At 33.5% G+C, this 17,585-nt stretch carries 11 protein-coding genes; 10 read left to right on the top strand and 1 reads right to left on the bottom strand.

Annotation, left to right across the window (positions count from 1 at the left end; all coding sequences use genetic code 11):
• The first annotated feature begins 19 nt into the window (after positions 1-19).
• From AAEO57_RS00615 to AAEO57_RS00570, 10 genes are all read left to right on the top strand, one after another.
• Positions 20-2,452 carry a glycoside hydrolase family 2 TIM barrel-domain containing protein gene (locus AAEO57_RS00615; protein WP_341688432.1) on the top strand — a complete coding sequence of 811 codons (2,433 nt, stop codon included), beginning with the start codon at positions 20-22 and terminating at the stop codon, positions 2,450-2,452.
• A 16-nt stretch (positions 2,453-2,468) separates the two neighbouring features.
• Complete coding sequence (locus AAEO57_RS00610; RefSeq protein WP_341688431.1) at positions 2,469-4,478, top strand: DUF2264 domain-containing protein; 2,010 nt, start codon at positions 2,469-2,471, stop codon at positions 4,476-4,478.
• Between the two features lie 56 nt (positions 4,479-4,534).
• Complete coding sequence (locus AAEO57_RS00605) at positions 4,535-5,539, top strand: glycoside hydrolase family 43 protein (RefSeq protein WP_341688430.1); 1,005 nt, start codon at positions 4,535-4,537, stop codon at positions 5,537-5,539.
• Between the two features lie 248 nt (positions 5,540-5,787).
• The gene (locus tag AAEO57_RS00600) at positions 5,788-7,779 is read left to right on the top strand and encodes a GAF domain-containing hybrid sensor histidine kinase/response regulator (protein WP_341688428.1); all 1,992 of its coding nucleotides are present in this window, start codon (positions 5,788-5,790) and stop codon (positions 7,777-7,779) included.
• A gap of 70 nt (positions 7,780-7,849) precedes the next feature.
• Positions 7,850-8,215: a response regulator transcription factor gene (locus AAEO57_RS00595; protein WP_341688426.1), complete on the top strand. Its 366-nt coding sequence runs from the start codon at positions 7,850-7,852 to the stop codon at positions 8,213-8,215.
• 138 nt (positions 8,216-8,353) lie between these two features.
• Positions 8,354-9,175, top strand: a complete 822-nt coding sequence (locus AAEO57_RS00590) for a hypothetical protein (protein WP_341688424.1) — start codon at positions 8,354-8,356, stop codon at positions 9,173-9,175.
• Between the two features lie 12 nt (positions 9,176-9,187).
• Positions 9,188-10,621 (top strand): glycosyltransferase family 2 protein, encoded by a 1,434-nt coding sequence (locus tag AAEO57_RS00585; RefSeq protein WP_341688423.1) that lies wholly within the window; start codon positions 9,188-9,190, stop codon positions 10,619-10,621.
• Between the two features lie 83 nt (positions 10,622-10,704).
• Positions 10,705-11,298 carry a biliverdin-producing heme oxygenase gene (locus AAEO57_RS00580; RefSeq protein WP_341688421.1) on the top strand — a complete coding sequence of 198 codons (594 nt, stop codon included), beginning with the start codon at positions 10,705-10,707 and terminating at the stop codon, positions 11,296-11,298.
• Positions 11,298-13,580 carry an ATP-binding protein gene (locus AAEO57_RS00575; protein WP_341688419.1) on the top strand — a complete coding sequence of 761 codons (2,283 nt, stop codon included), beginning with the start codon at positions 11,298-11,300 and terminating at the stop codon, positions 13,578-13,580. The genes AAEO57_RS00580 and AAEO57_RS00575 overlap by 1 nt, the downstream gene beginning before the upstream one ends.
• A 345-nt stretch (positions 13,581-13,925) precedes the next feature.
• Positions 13,926-14,555, top strand: coding sequence for a response regulator (locus AAEO57_RS00570; protein WP_341688417.1), 630 nt, complete (start codon positions 13,926-13,928; stop codon positions 14,553-14,555).
• Here the strand turns inward: AAEO57_RS00570 and AAEO57_RS00565 are convergent.
• Positions 14,552-17,575 carry a ligand-binding sensor domain-containing protein gene (locus AAEO57_RS00565; RefSeq protein WP_341688415.1) on the bottom strand — a complete coding sequence of 1,008 codons (3,024 nt, stop codon included), beginning with the start codon at positions 17,573-17,575 and terminating at the stop codon, positions 14,552-14,554. The genes AAEO57_RS00570 and AAEO57_RS00565 overlap by 4 nt on opposite strands.
• Positions 17,576-17,585: the final 10 nt, after the last annotated feature.

Below are 17,585 nucleotides of genomic sequence, written 5' to 3'. Positions count from 1 at the left end.
CTAACCAAAACCAAACATAATGACTAAAACTAAAAGAGTAATAAAGGCAATAATTTTAGTTTATTTACTTCTAATAAGCTGTATAACAGAAATTACAGCGCAAAATAATACAATACAGCGCAAACAATTATTTAATTCAGATTGGAAATTTGCACTGGGAGATGCTTCTGAAAACAGTCAGACAAATTTTAATGACAGCAGCTGGAGAAAATTAAGTCTGCCACATGATTGGAGTATCGAAGGAAAATCAGAAAAAAACAATCCAAGCGAAGGAGACGGCGGTTTCTATCCAATGGGAAAAGCATGGTACAGAAAAATATTTTCAGTTCCTGCTGAATGGAAAGAACAAAAGATTGCTATTTATTTTGAAGGAGTTTATATGAATGCAGAGGTATTTATCAATGGAAAATCAGTTGGTTTTCAACCCTACGGTTACACTTCTTTTGAATATGATCTTTCTCCTTATTTAAAGTTTGGAGAAAAAAATACAATTGCCGTTAAAGTTGATAATTCCCAACAGAAAAATTGCAGATGGTACAGCGGTTCCGGTATTTATCGCAATGTGTGGCTGATGGTCAGAAACCCGGTTCATGTAAAAAACTGGGGTATTGCGATTTCTACCTTAGAAGTTAAAAACAACAAGGCTGCAATTCAGGTTAAAACGGTTGTTAAAAACGAAACCTCAATTTCACAAGATCTTTTGCTTTCGACAGTTATGAAGTTTGAAAAAGATAAAAATCATGCCTTTTCTGAAAGCAAAATTACAGTGCTGCCAAATGAAGAAAAAGAAATCACACAGATACTGACAGTAGAAAATCCAAAATTATGGTCAATTGAATTGCCTAACCTTTATGAAGTGAAATCCGTTGTTAAAACAGCTTCAAAAGTATTTGATGTGGTAACAACAGATTTTGGAATCCGAACCATAAATTTTAGTGCTGAAAACGGATTTTCATTAAACGGGAAAAAAATAAAGCTAAACGGTGGCTGCGTACATCATGACAATGGCGCACTTGGAGCAGCTGCTTATGACCGTGCCGAAGAAAGAAAGGTAGAATTACTCAAAGCCGCCGGATTCAATGCAGTCAGAACTTCGCATAACCCTCCTTCAGAAGCTTTCTTAAACACCTGTGACCGATTAGGAATGCTTGTAATAGACGAAATTTTTGACGGTTGGAAAGAAAAGAAAAATACTTATGATTATGCCGGGCTTTTTGACAAATGGTGGAAACATGATGTAGAATCGATGGTGTTGAGAGATCGTAATCACCCCTCAATAATCATGTGGAGTATAGGCAATGAAATTATTGAAAGAACCAAACCGGAAGCGGTTGAAACTGCAAAAATGCTGGCAAATGCTGTCAAAAATCTAGATTCATCACGTCCGGTAACATCAGCCATGACAACATGGAATCAGGGTTGGGATATTTTTGATCCTTTGATGGCCGCTCACGATGTGGCAGGATATAATTATCAGCTGCATCATGCCGAAGAAGATCATAAAAGAGTGCCTTCGCGTATTATAGTGCAAACCGAATCGTATCCTAAAGATGCTTTTGCCAATTGGGATTTGGTTCAGAAAAACAATTATATCCTGGGTGATTTTGTATGGACAGCAATGGATTATATTGGAGAATCAGGGATTGGCCGATATGTGTATCCGGGAGAACCGGAAGGAGAGCACTGGACCGGAAATTTACATCCGTGGCATGGTGCTTATTGCGGAGATATTGATTTAATAGGCTGGCGAAAACCAATCTCGCACTACAGAAGCATGCTATACAACGATAATGAAAAAATGTACATGGCTGTTCGCGAGCCAAATCCTGAAAGCGGCCTGATAAAATTGACATCATGGGCAGTCTGGCCAACATGGGAAAGCTGGACCTGGCCTAATCAGGAAGGAAAAAATATAGAAGTTGAAGTCTATTCAAAATATCCAAAAGTAAGATTGTACCTGAACGGAAAAAATCTAGGGGAAAAAGAAACAGGCAAAGCACAGGAATTCAAAGCAACTTTTACGATTCCGTATCAAAAGGGAGAACTAAAGGCTGTGGGCTTAGAAAACGATAAAGAAGTTGAGTCTGTTTCATTGAAAACAGCCACACAGCCCACTACAATTAAACTGATAGCTGACCGAAAAAACATAAAAGCTGATGGTCAGGATTTAGTTTATGTAACTGTCGAAATCACAGATGAAAAAGGCATTTTAAATCCAAACGCAGAAAACGAGCTTACATTTACTGTTACAGGTGCAGGAACCATTGCGGGAGTTGATAATGCTAATTTAAAAGATACTGATCTTTATGTTGCGAATACCCGAAAAGCATGGAATGGTCGTGCCTTGGTAATTATCAAAAACAATGGTGAATCAGGAATTATTAATCTTGAAGTTACTGCTCCGGGATTAAAGAAAGGTGTAATTAAAATACAAACTGTCAGTAAAAAATAATACAAAACATTTCATAATGAATCAACTAAAAGTATTCTTGTTTTTCGCAGGTATTTTCAGCCTGTCTTTATTTGCACAGCAAAAAGAAAATACGGCTGCTGTATTTCAGATTAAAAAACCTGATTATACTGTTAGTCCGCAAACCGGAATGACAAAACAACACTGGAAAGATGCGGCTCTTTATTTGCTGGAAGGAGCTTTCAGTTATATTCATAAACTGGATGATCCAATGCAATTTCCGAAGCAGGAAGGAAAAAGTTATCCGTCAAATCCAAATCAGGTTCCGACAGAAAAACTCGAAGGCCTTTGCAGAACCTTGTTTATTGCTTCACCTTTATTGAAGGAAAACCCCAATTTAGTAATCAATAATATAAAAGTAGCCGATTATTATCGCTATCAGATAGTCAAATTAGCTGATCCAAACAGTCCGACTTACATTGAACCCCGTGCTAAAAATGGCGGACCAAGTCAAAAGCTGGTTGAATTTGGCGCTTTGGCACTTTCGCTTCTGACCAATCCTGAAGTGTTATGGAAACCGCTTCCGCAAAATCAAAAAGACGATCTGGCCAAAATTATGATTAGTTACGGAGACGGTCCAACGGTAGATTCCAACTGGAAATTCTTCAACATTTTTGTACTGAGTTTTTTTAAGGAACAAGGCTATACTGTTAATGAAAAATTATTGGTTGAATATTTAGAAAAATCACTAAAACATTATCGGGGCAATGGGTGGTACAATGACAGTCCGGCTTACGATTATTACAGTATGTGGGCTTTTCAGATGTATGGAAATATCTGGTCGGAGTTTTTTGGAAAGAAATACTATCCTGAAATTGCGGCTAAGTTTATGTCAAATTTTAGTGATTTAAAACACAATTATCCTTATTTGTTCAGTAAAGACGGCGAAATGATTATGTGGGGAAGAAGCATCAGTTACAGAACCGGTGCTGTAGTTCCTTTTCCACTGATGGGATTCCAAAATGATCCTGATATCAATTACGGATGGATGCGCAGAATTTCATCCGGCGTAATCAAACAATTTTTGACACATCCTGATTTTATGAAAGACAATGTGCCTACGCTTGGTTTTTATGGTGAATTCGAACCAGCCGTTCAAAATTACAGCTGTCGGGGAAGTGTGTACTGGATGGGGAAAATCTTTCTGGGTTTGCTGGTTCCGGATAATAGTCCGTTTTGGACAGCAAAAGAAAACAATGGCGATTGGGATACTACATTCAAAAAAGATGAAGTTTACAGTAAATATCAGGGAGATTCGCAAATCCTGATAACAGATTATCCTAATATTGGCGCGTCAGAAGTAAGAGCCTGGTGTCATGAAAAGGTAAAAGATGACTGGCAGAAATTCAGATCTACAGAAAACTACAACAGACTTTCTTACAACAGCGCTTTTCCTTGGCAGGCAGATGGCCCAAATGGTGAAGTGGCAATGAATTATGTCATTAAAAATAAAGATGATAAATGGGAAGCCTTTAGATTATTTAATTTCAAAAAATTTGAAAATGATATTTATTACCGAAATGTAGTTTTAGAAACCGATGAAAATATAAAATTCAGTTTGGCCGAGATTCCTTTACCTAACGGAATTTTAAGAGTAGACAGAAATGACAGTGACAAACCTGTATCAATGCGTTTGGGACATTATGCTTTGCCTAAATTAGATAAAGAAATAATTTCGTCTAAAAAAAATATAGCAGGACATGAAGTTACGATTATCGACAACGGAAAATACCAGCTGGCTATGATTCCGCTTTTGGGTTGGGATAAAACTGAAGTCTTAAAAGCAAAAGGATTGCATCCGGAAAGTAATGAAAGTTCGGTAATGAATGTTTCCAGTGATTCCAAATCAAACAAAAAAGGCATTTATGCAACGCTGATGCTTTGGAAGAAATCAGGCGAAAAGTGGAAGAAAGAAGAGCTCGTTCCAGTAAAAATTTTACAACAAACAGATGGATCTGTAACTGTAGAATTTGATAAAGGGACTAAGAAAGTAATCAACTTTAAATAAAACAATATCAGATTTAAACGAATACATTATATAACTCAAAAACAAATCAAATAAGCATGAAATTAATTAGAATTTTCGCTTTGGTAATAATGGCTGTAATCAATCCATTTCAGGGCAATTCACAATCCATAACATTTAATAATCCAATTGCAGAACAGCGCGCAGATCCGTGGGTATATAAAACGGATGGTGGCGAATATTATTTAATTGCAACCGTGCCGGAATATGATCGAATTGTAATCCGGAAAGCCAATAGTATAAACGGTTTAAAAGAAGCAAAAGATAAAGAAGTCTGGCACAAACATGAAAAAGGCGTTATGGGCAGCCATATCTGGGCTCCTGAATTACACCGGATTGATGGAAAATGGTACATCTACTTTGCCGCAGGTGAAGCAGAAAATATTTGGAACATAAGAATCTGGGTATTGTCTAATCCTTCTGCAAATCCAATGGAAGGCAAATGGACAGAAGAAGGACAGTTAAAAACGCAAAAAGAGTCATTTTCGCTTGATGCGACAACTTTTGAGCATAAAGGAAAAAGATATCTGATCTGGGCTCAAAATGTAAGAGGTGGTAATCATGGTACTGCTTTGGTGTTGTCTGAAATGAAAAATCCAACAACGTTAACAGGTCCCGAAATAGTTATTACTGAGCCAGAATTTAGCTGGGAAAGAGAAAAATACAATGTTAATGAAGGCCCTGCTGTTATTAAAAAAAATGGAAAAATATTTGTAACGTATTCAGCCAGTGCCACAAATCATAATTATTGCATGGGCTTGCTGTGGATTGATGAAAATGTAAATTTACTGGATGCTTCTAATTGGCAAAAATCTCCCGGCCCGGTTTTTTATACGAATGAAGAACTAAAAAGATATGGGCCAGGTCACAATTCATTTACGACAAGCGAAGATGGTAAATCAATCATAATGATTTACCATGCAAGAGATTATAAAGAAATTCAGGGACACGAATTGTCAGACAAAAATCGTGCAACACGCGCTAGAGCTGTAGAATGGACAAAAAGTGGTTTTCCTGATTTTATGCAGAATAAAAATGATTAAAAATTAGAAGTAAAGTATAATCCATAATTTTTTACAGGAATAGTTTCATTTTAAATGGAGTCGAAGGCTTTTAATTAAAAAAGCTTCGGCTCCATTTAGTTTAGAATTTATTTTAATTTCAGCCAATAGGTGAAAAAACTATTACGGATAAATTATAAAAAAGCCTGTTAAATCTTGGGTTCACACGATTTATTCTACTTATTTGTCTGAAATTATTTTATCTTTATGCTCTATATCTGAAGATAAAAATGAACGACATAAAATTTCCCATACCACACAACGAATTAGAACGGTTAGCAGCTTTAAAACGCTACAATATACTTGATTCACTACCAGATCATGCTTTTGATGATGCTACAAAGCTGGTATCTTATATTTGTGGAGTACCAATCGCCCATATTTCGTTTATAGATGAGAACAGACAGTGGTTTAAATCTGAGATAGGAATCGGTATTAAGGAAGTACCTCGAGAAATTTCTTTTTGCCGATATACTATTATGGAATCTGAAATAGTAGAAATAAATGACACTTTTCTGAACGAACGCTTAAAAGACGACCCGAATGTTACCGGTGGATTTAAAGTCAGATTTTACGCTGGTATTCCGCTTACCACACCTGACGGATTTAATATCGGGACTATCTGTGCGATAGACCATGTCGTTAAGGAACTCAATGATGACCAGAGAAATGCTTTGACAATTATTGCAAAACACGTCATAACTCAATTAGAATTACAAACCAAAAATATTGAGTTAAATGCACAAAAAAAAATAGCTGAACGTGCTGTATTGGCCAAAGACAGCTTTTTGGCAAATATGAGTCATGAAATCAGAACACCATTAAATGCTGTTATAGGTTTTACAGAACTTTTGACTCAGACCGAACTAAATAATACACAGCGTGATTATATTGAAAGTGTACAGACTGCCGGAGAAAACCTTATTTTAATCATTAACGATATTCTTGATCTTTCAAAAATAGAATCGGGGAATCTGACTATTGATTCAGAGCCATTTAATTTGAAAAAGACCCTTAAACATGTTTATAATTTATTAAAAGTAAAAGTCCATAAAAACGTTGAATACAATCTTTATGTAGATCCCGAAATGCCGGATATGGTAATAGGTGACCAGGGGAGATTAAATCAGATATTAGTGAATCTTACCGGCAATGCCCTTAAATTTACGGAAGAAGGAGAGGTTACTATTTCCGTAAAAATAGTTGGTGAAACAAATGGTTTTTACACTCTGAAGTTTTCTGTAAAAGATACCGGTATTGGTATTCCAGAAGACAAACTTAAAAATATTTTTGAGCGATTTACACAGGCTGAGGAAAGTACTACCCGAAAATTTGGAGGCACAGGACTTGGTCTTAATATTGTAAAGCAGCTTATTGAGTTGCAAAAAGGTGAAATTCAGGTAAAAAGCAGGATGGGAAGAGGCTCAGAATTTTTCTTTACTCTTACCTATAAAAAAGCCGAAAACATTGAAATTGAATCTAAACCATTGTCTAAAAACGATTTAGGAAAGCTTAAAATATTGCTATGCGAAGACAATCCATTAAACCAAAAATTAGCTAAAAGTGTTATTACAAATTTTGGCTTTGAATTAGATATTGCCGAAAATGGTGAAGAAGGTATAACGTTCTTGTCTCAAAACCAATACGATTTGATATTAATGGATCTTCAGATGCCGGTAAAAGATGGGTATCAGACTACCGAGTATATAAGAAACGAAATGAAATTAGCTATTCCGATCATAGCTATGACTGCACATTCATTAGTAGGGGAACAGGAGCGTTGTTACAAAGCAGGTATGAATGCTTATGTACCAAAACCTTTTAAACAGTCAGTACTTTTAAAAGCAATAAAAATGGTGATGAATAAAGATTTTGTGCATGAATACAAACGTAAGATTGATTTTTCTTTTTTAGATGAAATGGGAGGAGATGATCCAGAATTCAGAAAAGAAATGGTCAGCCTGTTTGTAGAAAAAATTCCAGCTCAGGCAGCACAACTTGATGAAGCATTCAAAAAAAACGATTATGATACGGTTAGAAGACTGGCACACCACATGAAATCCAGTGTGGATATTTTTATGCTGGAGGATCTTAGTAATTGTCTGATTGCCATTGAAGAAGAAGCCGTTATTGAAGAATTTACGGCTGAAACTTTAGATAAAATGAATATTTTGCATTTTGGAATTGTAGAAGTCGTAAAAGTTTTAAAGGAATTGTGTTAAAAAGGTTTATACCATAGTTTTGCATTAATTTAAGTTATAAATTTAGTTAGCTTCAAAAAATACAATACCAATGAGAATAATTTTAGCAGAAGATAATGATATCTTACGCAAATCATTGTCTTTTTTTTTAGAATCCAAAGGATTTAAAGTAGATCAGTTTTCAGATGGACAGGAGGCACTGGAAGCGATTGAAAGCGACAACTATGATTTGGTTTTAACGGATGTTAATATGCCTGGTATAAGTGGTATGGAAATCACACAATATATCAGGGAGACTCTTAAATCAGATATTCCTATCATTATATTTACTTCATCAGGTGTAGAACAGACAGAACTTGATTCTTTTGATTTAGGTGCAAACGAATTTATGTCAAAACCTGTAAGCCCTGCTGTACTTTTAGTAAGGATTAACAAATTACTAAATTCTCGTACCTGATAAAGTTTTTATACTATTAGCCTTTTATTGCATGGAGGAAAGAAAATAGTACCGATAAAATTTTGATTAATCCAAATCCTCCCAAAGATTACAGAAACAGACTAATGTTCCGTTAGTTATAACAAAGAAACACTAATTATGATAAAAATATGGGAACTCTATAGAGATGCACATTGGGTGGAGCCTTTCCTGATTTTTTCAATCTGCTTTTTTGTAGGGGCATCAGCCGTTTTATATCTTTTTATTATTAGCAGTAGAAATAAAAATATAAAGCTGGAAAAGCTTAAGAAAGAACACGACCAGCAAATTGCAGAATTAATATTTCTGGTTGTTTTTGAGGACACTCCCTTTTTAGAAATAAAGAAAGGTGAAGAGTATGAAAAGCTGTCTGAATCTTTTTTCTTTAGAAAAGTTTTAATCGAATCGGTTATAAATCTTCATAAAAACTATGATGGTGTTTATGCAAAAAAACTGGAGCATTTTTATAAAGAATCAGGACTAATAAATGATTCTTTTAAAATGCTTAAAAGCCTGAAGTGGGAAGTGAAATGCAAAGGAATTACGCAACTCGCCGAAATGAATGTAACAGATTCTTTTGAAAGAATCCTGACATTTTCTAAAGCACGCAACAAAACTTTAAAAATTACAGCAATAAATGCCTGTATTAAACTGGCTGGAATAAAAGGCATTACACATCTCAAGGCACATCCTTACCCAATTGATGACTGGACACAGGTAAACATTATTGCAGCATTTAAAAAACATGATATCGGTGATACCAAAGGGGTTGAACTTTTGCTTGAATCACAAAACGCGACCGTTATTACATTAGGTCTTAAGCTCATAAAAGAACTTAAACTCACACAAAAAGTTCCCTATGTCGTACAATTGGCAGAACGTACTCCCAATACATTAATACAATATGAGGCACAAAACGTATTACAGGAATTAACAGTTTAATTTAACAGGCAAATGACTTTTTTGAATAAAGAAATGATATGGTTTATTGATGTGTACTTGTATCTTATACTCGGTTATGCAATATTAATCATGTCTTCTTATCTCATTTTAGCTTACCTCTCCATGAAAGAGTTGAGAAGTTATCTCAGGAAAAACAGTTTTGTAGACTATGAAGTGCTTCTTACAAGTGAATTTGCGCCTAAACTTTCCTTAATTGCTCCTGCTTACAATGAAGGCTTTACCATTGAAGAAAATGTAAAATCCCTTCTTTCCTTAAATTATAACAATTACCAGGTTATTGTAGTCAATGACGGTAGTAAAGATAATTCTATGGAAATCCTTATTAAAATTTACGATCTGGTTTTAACCGAGCTTGACATCCATGCTAAAATTGAGACCAAAAAGGTCAAAGGAATTTATGCTTCCAGAAATTCGGCTTTTAAAAAATTAATCGTGGTTGATAAGGAGAACGGAGGCAAAGCCGACGCACTAAACGTTGGACTTAATATAGCACAAAATCCCTATGTAGTTTGCATAGACGTAGATTGTATCCTTGACAAAGATTCGCTTTTGAAACTGGCTAAACCCTTTCTGGAATCTCATGGCAAGCGAGTAATTGCTACAGGTGGTGTTGTAAGGATTGCCAACCAGTGTATTATTAAAAATGGACGTTTAGTTGAAGTAAATATTCCAGATGCTATTCTGCCAAGGATTCAGGTTTTGGAATATTTGCGTGCATTCCTTTTAGGAAGAATGGCATGGGGCAGGCTTGACGGTTTATTACTGATAAGCGGTGCATTTGGTGCTTTTGACAGGGAAATTGCAATATTAGCCGGAGGTTACAATATAAAGACAGTAGGAGAGGACATGGAACTGGTTGTAAGAATGCGACGTTATATGCTTGAAAACAAACTGCCTTATACAGTAAGTTATATTCCGGACCCGCTTTGCTGGACAGAAGCCCCGGAAGATTTTAAAATATTCAAAAAACAAAGAAGCCGCTGGATGAGAGGAACAATTGAAACATTGAGCTTCCACAAAAAAATGTTTCTGAATCCTAAGTATAAACTTCTGGGTATGATTAGTGTACCTTACTGGGTATTATTTGAATTTCTGGCTCCAGGAATAGAATTTACAGGACTTTTGATTACAATTTTATTCATCTTTTTTGGTTTATTAAACTGGCATTTCTTTATATTGCTTGTGTTTTTTGTTTATACTTTTGCTGTTTTCTTTTCTGTTGTTGCCTTGTTAAGCGAAGAGCGTACTTTTCATAAATACCCTAAACATACCGATTTTTTAAAATTATTATTAGCCGCTTTTATAGAACCGTTGTATTTCCATCCACTGGCTGTGTATGCTGCTTTAATTGGATATAAAGAAAAAATTAAAGGAACTCATGGCTGGGGCGAAATGACAAGAAAAGGGTTTACTAAGAAAGAATAACAAACCAACACATTTTTTTTTAAATTTGTTTAAGAGAAGTTAATATGAACTCTCCTGAAAAATAAAAATAATATTCCCAAATAATGAATACAGATTCAACTTTAATATCTTCAGATTTTCTTAATGATTTAAAAACTCAGACTGCACATTCACACAAAAAATTAGAGGCTCTTCCCATTTCTTTATCAATTGTTTCTCAGGACATGAAAATAGAAGAGTACATCAACTATTTAAGTTTGATGCACGATGTACACCAAGACACAGAAAACATTATTTATCCAATGCTTTCAGAAATTGTAAAAGATTTAGATCAGAGAAAGAAGAGATACCTGATAGAAGATGATCTTTTGTTTCTTAATTATAAAAAAAATCATTTATCAAAAGTTTTTCAGGATACAGATATTAATATACCTTTTGCTTTGGGAGTATTGTATGTAATAGAAGGTTCTACTTTGGGAGGAAGATTTATTTTGAAAAATGTTTCAAAATTTCCTGAACTGTCTGGTAACAATGGTACGTCATATTTCAATGGATATGGGGATAAGACAGGAAGTTACTGGAAAGCATTTCTAAATATTCTTTCCGGATACGAAAGAGATTTTAATTGTGGAGATGAAATTATAAAAGGCGCTAAATATGCTTTTGACAGTATTCATAATCATTTTCAAAACGCCTAATGAAGATTAAAGATATAGTTAATCGCGATATTGTTACACTAAATAATTGCGAACATGAACCTATTCATATTCCTGGTAAAATTCAGCCACATGGATTTTTAATAGGGGTTTCTTCAGACTGGAAAATTGATTTTTGTACCGATAATATTTTTGGCTTTATAAATTTATCACATACTGAAGCATTAGGCAAAAATTTTGATGCTGTATTTGGCTCAGAAGCAAAGCAACAGATTCTAACTTACCTGACCACAGATAAAATTCAGAATGTATTTCCTCTTGAAATGACACTTTTAGGAAAAAGCTTTCAGGTCAGTATACATACAAGTCATGGTATCTGTATTCTGGAAGCAGAACCTCAGTTTCCTGATAAAGAAAAACTTGCAGATGTTTATACACAGACGATTCAGTTTGTGACTCAAATGAACAAAACGAAATCTCTGAAGGATTTATGCGCTCTTGTAGCTGAAGGAACAAGAGAAATAACCGGTTACGATCGGGTTATGATTTATCGTTTTGATGAACAGTATAATGGAGAAGTATTTGCGGAAAGCTGCCGTGAAGATCTCGAACCATTTCTAGGATTACACTATCCTCACACTGATGTTCCTGTTCAGGCAAGAGAATTATACATTAAAAATCAGTTAAGACTTATTGTTGATATTGATTACATACCTGTACCGATTTTTACTGTTGATGATGAAGAAAACAAAAATCTGGATTTGAGTCTATCAATCCTTCGAAGCACTTCGCCAATTCATGTCGAATATCTTAAAAATATGGGAGTAGGTGCAACTCTTACAATTTCCTTAATGCATCATGACAGATTATGGGGATTAATAGCGTGCCATCATTATTCAAAAAAGAATATCTCTCCTGAAATTAGGCTAGCTGCCAAGCTACAGGGAGAATTTATAACCTCGCAAATTGATATACGGCAATCTAATGATGAATTTATAAATGCCCAAAAAACTACTTTAGCATTAGAGTCTTTAACAAGTCTTGACGTTCCTATTTTGCAGGAATCTTTAGAAAAAATTGTAGTTAGTCCTCAATTATTAGATATATGCAATGCCGCAGGAGTATGCATTGTTTCCAGAAAAAAATTCTACAAAAACGGATTAACACCTTCTGACGAAGAAATTGCATCAATCATTTCACAAATTACTAGTCAAAACAATTTAGAGTTATTTTCTACCAACAAACTGCATAATCATATTTCGGGAATTTCACAAAATACAAATGTTGCCGGAATCATTTATCACTCCCTTGGAAATAATGACCATATTATTTGGTTCAGACCCGAAACAGTATCTGAAATTAATTGGGGCGGAGATCCTGAAAAAAGTATTATCAAAGATCAGAATGGGCTTCATCCTAGAAACTCATTTGATATCTGGAAACAGATTGTGAAGAACCAAAGTATTCGTTGGGAGCAATACGAAATTAATGCTTCTGTTCAGTATGCCCACACATTACATAATCACCTTATTATGATAATGCTGAGTGAAGAAGAAGAAAAATACCGTAATCAGAGCGAAATATTGAAAGAAACCAATTCAGAACTTGAAAATATCAACTGGATTAGTACACATGATTTACAGGAACCGTTGCGTAAAATTCAGATGATTACTTCTAAAATGCTCACTGAGCCGAATATTATTTCTACTGAGTCCATTTCAAATTCTTTAAAACGCATTTCAAAATCTGCCAGCAGAATGAGGGGATTACTGGAAGATATTCTTAAATACACAAGAATAAAAAATACAAGAGATACTTTGCAAAAAGTAAATCTTAATGAGGTTTTGAAAGCCACATTGAAAGAAATGAAGGAAACAATTAAAGAAAAAAATGCAGTTGTTGAATATGAAAATCTTCCAGAAGTATATGCCATTGTTTTTTTAATGCAGCAGTTGTTTATTAATATTTTACAGAATTCTTTAAAATATGCATCAACAGAAAGAACTCCGATAATAAAAATTACTGCATCTCAGGAGCCCGTAATAATGCATCATTTATATAAAGTACACTGTCACTGGATTCGTTTTTCAGATAACGGAATTGGTTTTGAACAGGAATATGCTCAATCTATATTCAAAGTTTTTACCCGACTTCACCACCAGGAACAATATACTGGATCAGGAATAGGACTGGCCTTGTGCAAAAAAATCATGCAGACAGTTGGAGGAGACATTCATGCAGAAGGGAAACTAAATCAGGGTACAGATATCATCCTCTATTTTCCTTGTGATCCTGAGGATACACTTAACCAAATTGCTTTGTAAATTTTTAAAAAACTCATTAGAAAAATTGTTTTTGATTGTAAATTATCATCAGCTCGAGTGATTTCGTTAGAAAATCATATCCGGAAAATGAAACACTCGAACTGACGTTTTATATAATTCCATCAGCGGAATTAATAAATTGCTCAATAGAAAATTAGTTATAAATTCTTTTAGTCTTGCTCTCTTATAAAGCTAATAGGACTTCAAAATTCGTTCCTATAACCGAAAAGATTCTGTATTCGTAAATACATAAACCGTTTCGAAGCTAAAATTTATTGAAAATAAGAGGTTAAAATTTTAAAAGTTTTAAATTTAGTCCGTTATTTTGTAATAATTAATTTACTTATGACAAAGAAAATTTTAATAGTTGATGATCACTTAGTTGTACGAAATGGAGTCGGAATGGTTTTAGAAAAACAATTTGAAGATGTCTCCATTTCGAATGCAGAAAATTTCTTTGAGGCCGTTGTACTTTTAAAAAACATTCCTTTCGATCTGGTTATTCTGGATATTAACATTCCGGGAGGGAAAAGTACAGAAATGATAAACAGCATCAGGGAAATACAGCCTGAAATTAAAATACTTGTTTTTTCTGCTCATGAAGAAGAACAATATGCTTTAAAATATATTTCTTCGGGTGCCAATGGTTATCTAAATAAATTATGCAGTGAAGAAAAAATGATGTTTGCAATAAGTTCTATTTTTGAATCCGGAACTTATGCTTCTCCCGAACTGGTTAGTAAACTTCTTGAAATTCAGACTGGTAAAAAAAATATAAATCCGCTTGAGGCTTTATCAAAAAGAGAACTCCAAATAGTTGAATTACTAATCAATGGCAACGGCAATCTTGAAATTTCAAATCAACTCAATCTCCACATGTCTACAGTAAGTACTTATAAAGCAAGAGTATTTGAAAAACTTAAAATCAATAATTTAGTAGAACTCATTAATCTCTGTAAATCTTTTGAAAATTAAGTATACACAACCATTATCTCAATAGTTGTCCCTTCATTGATTGCACTAGTAATATTGATATTTCCATTTATAACTATAAGAAGTTCTATAATCATGTGTAATCCTAAGTGATAGTTTTTCACGATAGGTTTTTTATAAAAATCAAGATAATAATCAATAAGTTCCTGACTCATTCCTTTTCCGTTATCGATGATCTTTAAGGTAAGTATGTTTTCCTGAGTTGTACAAAGCAATTCTATTTTTCCGTTTTTAGTGTTTTTTATAGCATTATCGATCAGGTTGTGGATGATGATAGACAATGCTTTATTATTTGTCCTGATATCCAGATTCGGATTTATATTATTTATGATTCTGATATTTTCTGCTTCAGCAATTTTTTCAAAAATCTGAATCTTTTCTTCAATAAGATCATATAAAAAATAACTTTTGTCCTCAAGATTTTTTCCTTCTATAAAAATAGAAGAATATTTTATCAGGTTTTCTACAAATTCATAAAGCTGTTGAGTTGAAGCCTGTATCGTTTCTACCTTTTGTTTTAGCTTGGTGTTATCCTGAATTGTTTCGTTTATAAACAGATGGTTAATAGAGGCTGAAAGGAATTTTAAAGGGCTTTTTATATCATGGCTCATACTTTTTACCAACGTTTCATGCTGCTTTATTTCCTGCTTTAAATCATTTTCTACTATTTCCAGTTTTTGAACTGTAGTTGCTAACTTTTTCGTTTTTTTAGCAATAATATACTCCAGTTTTTTTCTTTTCAATTTAATATAATGCAATCTTACATACCAAATAAAAATTATAAACAGAATAACCAAAATACCACAAAAAATAGCAAACCAAACTGTCTGATAAAATTTTGCAGGCACAATTAATACCACTTTTTTGTATACATAATTGGCATCAAAACCAGACAGGCTTCGAATAGTCAGGTTATATTCGCCTGGGGGCAGGGTGGTAAAAGATATTGATTTTTCATCTTTTATACGTTCCCAGCGATCAATTCCTATTTTGTCCATTTTTGCTTCAATGGTAAGGTTTTCAGGGTTACCATAATAAGGATAGGCGAGTAAAAAACTTACCCTTTGAAAGTTGTTTTTCAACACAATAGTATCCTTTGGAACAATTGACTTCTGGTCTAAAATAACTTTATCTATAAAAAGCTCTTTACCCGGCAGTATTGTTGAAACATTATAAGGATTAAAAAAAACAAAACCATTCATTGATGGTAAAGCAATGTCATTGTTTTTAAGAAAATTACCACTTGGCTGGCATCCGCCATTAAACTCATTGGTTAAAAATCCATCTTGTTTATTGTATTGGTGATAATAAATACTTGTTGTTTTATTTTTGGTGTAATTAAGTAAAATTTTTCGGGATACCTGAAAAAGACCTTTATTGGTAGGAATCCAGAAAAAACCTTTTTTATCCTCAATAATACAGTGGGAAGAATTTAGATATTGGTCTTCATCCGGAGGAAAACTATGCAAAAGATTATTCTCATAGAGAAAAAATCCTCTTTCGTAAGTTGTGAACCATATTTTTTTCTCGCTGTCAACATAAATACTCCGAATGTTTATTTTTTCGGTATTTTTTATAAAATATAATTTTCCGGTATTTTTAAGATATCTAAACAAACCTTTATCAGTTCCTAAATAGAGTGTATTATCATCGTATTCGGTTATATAATTGATATTGCTGTTTGAAATTGCAGCGAGAGAAGTTACTCCATTTTTTATAGAGTATAACTTAGGCTTATGAAATTCATCTTCTCCAAGACTTACCCAGATGGTGTTATTTGCATCTTTGAATAAAGTTTTTGGATTCTGACCAAAAGAATAGATTTTATATTTTTTATAACCTGATTTTTTTAAATAACAATATACTCCAAAGTCTCTGCTTACCCATATATTATTCTCAATATCCTTAAGAATACTCAGCCTTTCGTCTAGAAAAACACTTTTCATAAAAGGAATACTATCCACAACTTTTTTATTGTTTAAGATCAGTCCTCCTGCAGTTATAATTGTACTGTCATTAAAAGCGGCTGCGCCATAATAGACCTCATTCTTTTCAGGATCTTTTTTTACGGTTTTAAATGACGGAAAAGAAATTATACATAATCCATTTGTACTGCTTCCTAAATATAACTTTAGATTTTTACGATCATAATAAATAGAGATAATATTACTTTTTGCAAACTCTTTAAATTCTACAATTGGTTCCGCACTCAACCGGCCTTTATTAGCAGATAAAGAGTAAAGTTTATTTTTTACGGATAAGAAAATCTGGCCAGTAGTGATATTCCAATATAACTTTCGTTTTCCTTTTGGCAAAGAGAGATTTAATTTTCCTGAAGTCTTTCCTTCTTTTGAAAAACAATCGTAGCCGCCATTATCATTGAGATAAAAAAGAGTATTCTTAAATGCAAAAAAATTAAAGACACTGTTGTACTTATATGCATGCTTGTAAATACTTTTCAGTTTTGTATCACACAATTCTATTTTTTCAGTATCTATAAAAAATATATTCCCATTAGATAATTTAATATAATAGGGTTCATAAGAATCAATAGTAAAATTGGAAGGCAATCCATCATGAAAGAAAAAACGTTTGTGATTTCGTATAATTTTATAAACAGGAGCCTCTTTTTTTATAACCTGAATTTTACCTTTTTTGATTAGTACAAGTTCTTTCTTGCTTTCATTAAAACTTGATAAACTGTCTTTTTGGATGTTCCCAAAAATATCAGTGAAGCGGTTATATTTTAAATTTGTTGTAGATGCATTAAAAGCAAGAAAATCATTACCATCATAACGAACTAAACCATTTTCAGTTGTCATCCATATAAAATTGTATTTATCCTGAATGATTGCTTTTACACTGCTCTGAGGTAATTCATTATTATCTGCTGTATACCATCTCGCCATGTAATTTACCTGACAGATCCCCTTAAACGAAATTAGGAAGAGTAAAAAACAACAGCAATAATGAAAAGAAAAAGAAACCGTTGTTTTTGACATCTGATACATT

Origin of the sequence: Flavobacterium calami, assembly GCF_038290035.1 — a bacterium.
Lineage (GTDB): Bacteria > Bacteroidota > Bacteroidia > Flavobacteriales > Flavobacteriaceae > Flavobacterium > Flavobacterium calami.
The sequence above is the reverse complement of the archived record's forward strand: the minus strand, read 5'-3'. Positions and strand labels throughout refer to the sequence as shown.

Excerpts from the sequence above, each read along its gene's own strand:
- AAEO57_RS00610 (WP_341688431.1), top strand. The coding sequence starts at position 2,469 with ATGAATCAACTAAAAGTATTCTTGTTTTTCGCAGGTATTTTCAGCCTG.
- AAEO57_RS00565 (WP_341688415.1), bottom strand. The coding sequence starts at position 17,575 with ATGTCAAAAACAACGGTTTCTTTTTCTTTTCATTATTGCTGTTGTTTT.
- AAEO57_RS00585 (WP_341688423.1), top strand. The coding sequence starts at position 9,188 with ATGACTTTTTTGAATAAAGAAATGATATGGTTTATTGATGTGTACTTG.
- AAEO57_RS00595 (WP_341688426.1), top strand. The coding sequence starts at position 7,850 with ATGAGAATAATTTTAGCAGAAGATAATGATATCTTACGCAAATCATTG.
- AAEO57_RS00605 (WP_341688430.1), top strand. The coding sequence starts at position 4,535 with ATGAAATTAATTAGAATTTTCGCTTTGGTAATAATGGCTGTAATCAAT.
- AAEO57_RS00575 (WP_341688419.1), top strand. The coding sequence starts at position 11,298 with ATGAAGATTAAAGATATAGTTAATCGCGATATTGTTACACTAAATAAT.
- AAEO57_RS00590 (WP_341688424.1), top strand. The coding sequence starts at position 8,354 with ATGATAAAAATATGGGAACTCTATAGAGATGCACATTGGGTGGAGCCT.
- AAEO57_RS00600 (WP_341688428.1), top strand. The coding sequence starts at position 5,788 with ATGAACGACATAAAATTTCCCATACCACACAACGAATTAGAACGGTTA.
- AAEO57_RS00615 (WP_341688432.1), top strand. The coding sequence starts at position 20 with ATGACTAAAACTAAAAGAGTAATAAAGGCAATAATTTTAGTTTATTTA.
- AAEO57_RS00580 (WP_341688421.1), top strand. The coding sequence starts at position 10,705 with ATGAATACAGATTCAACTTTAATATCTTCAGATTTTCTTAATGATTTA.
- AAEO57_RS00570 (WP_341688417.1), top strand. The coding sequence starts at position 13,926 with ATGACAAAGAAAATTTTAATAGTTGATGATCACTTAGTTGTACGAAAT.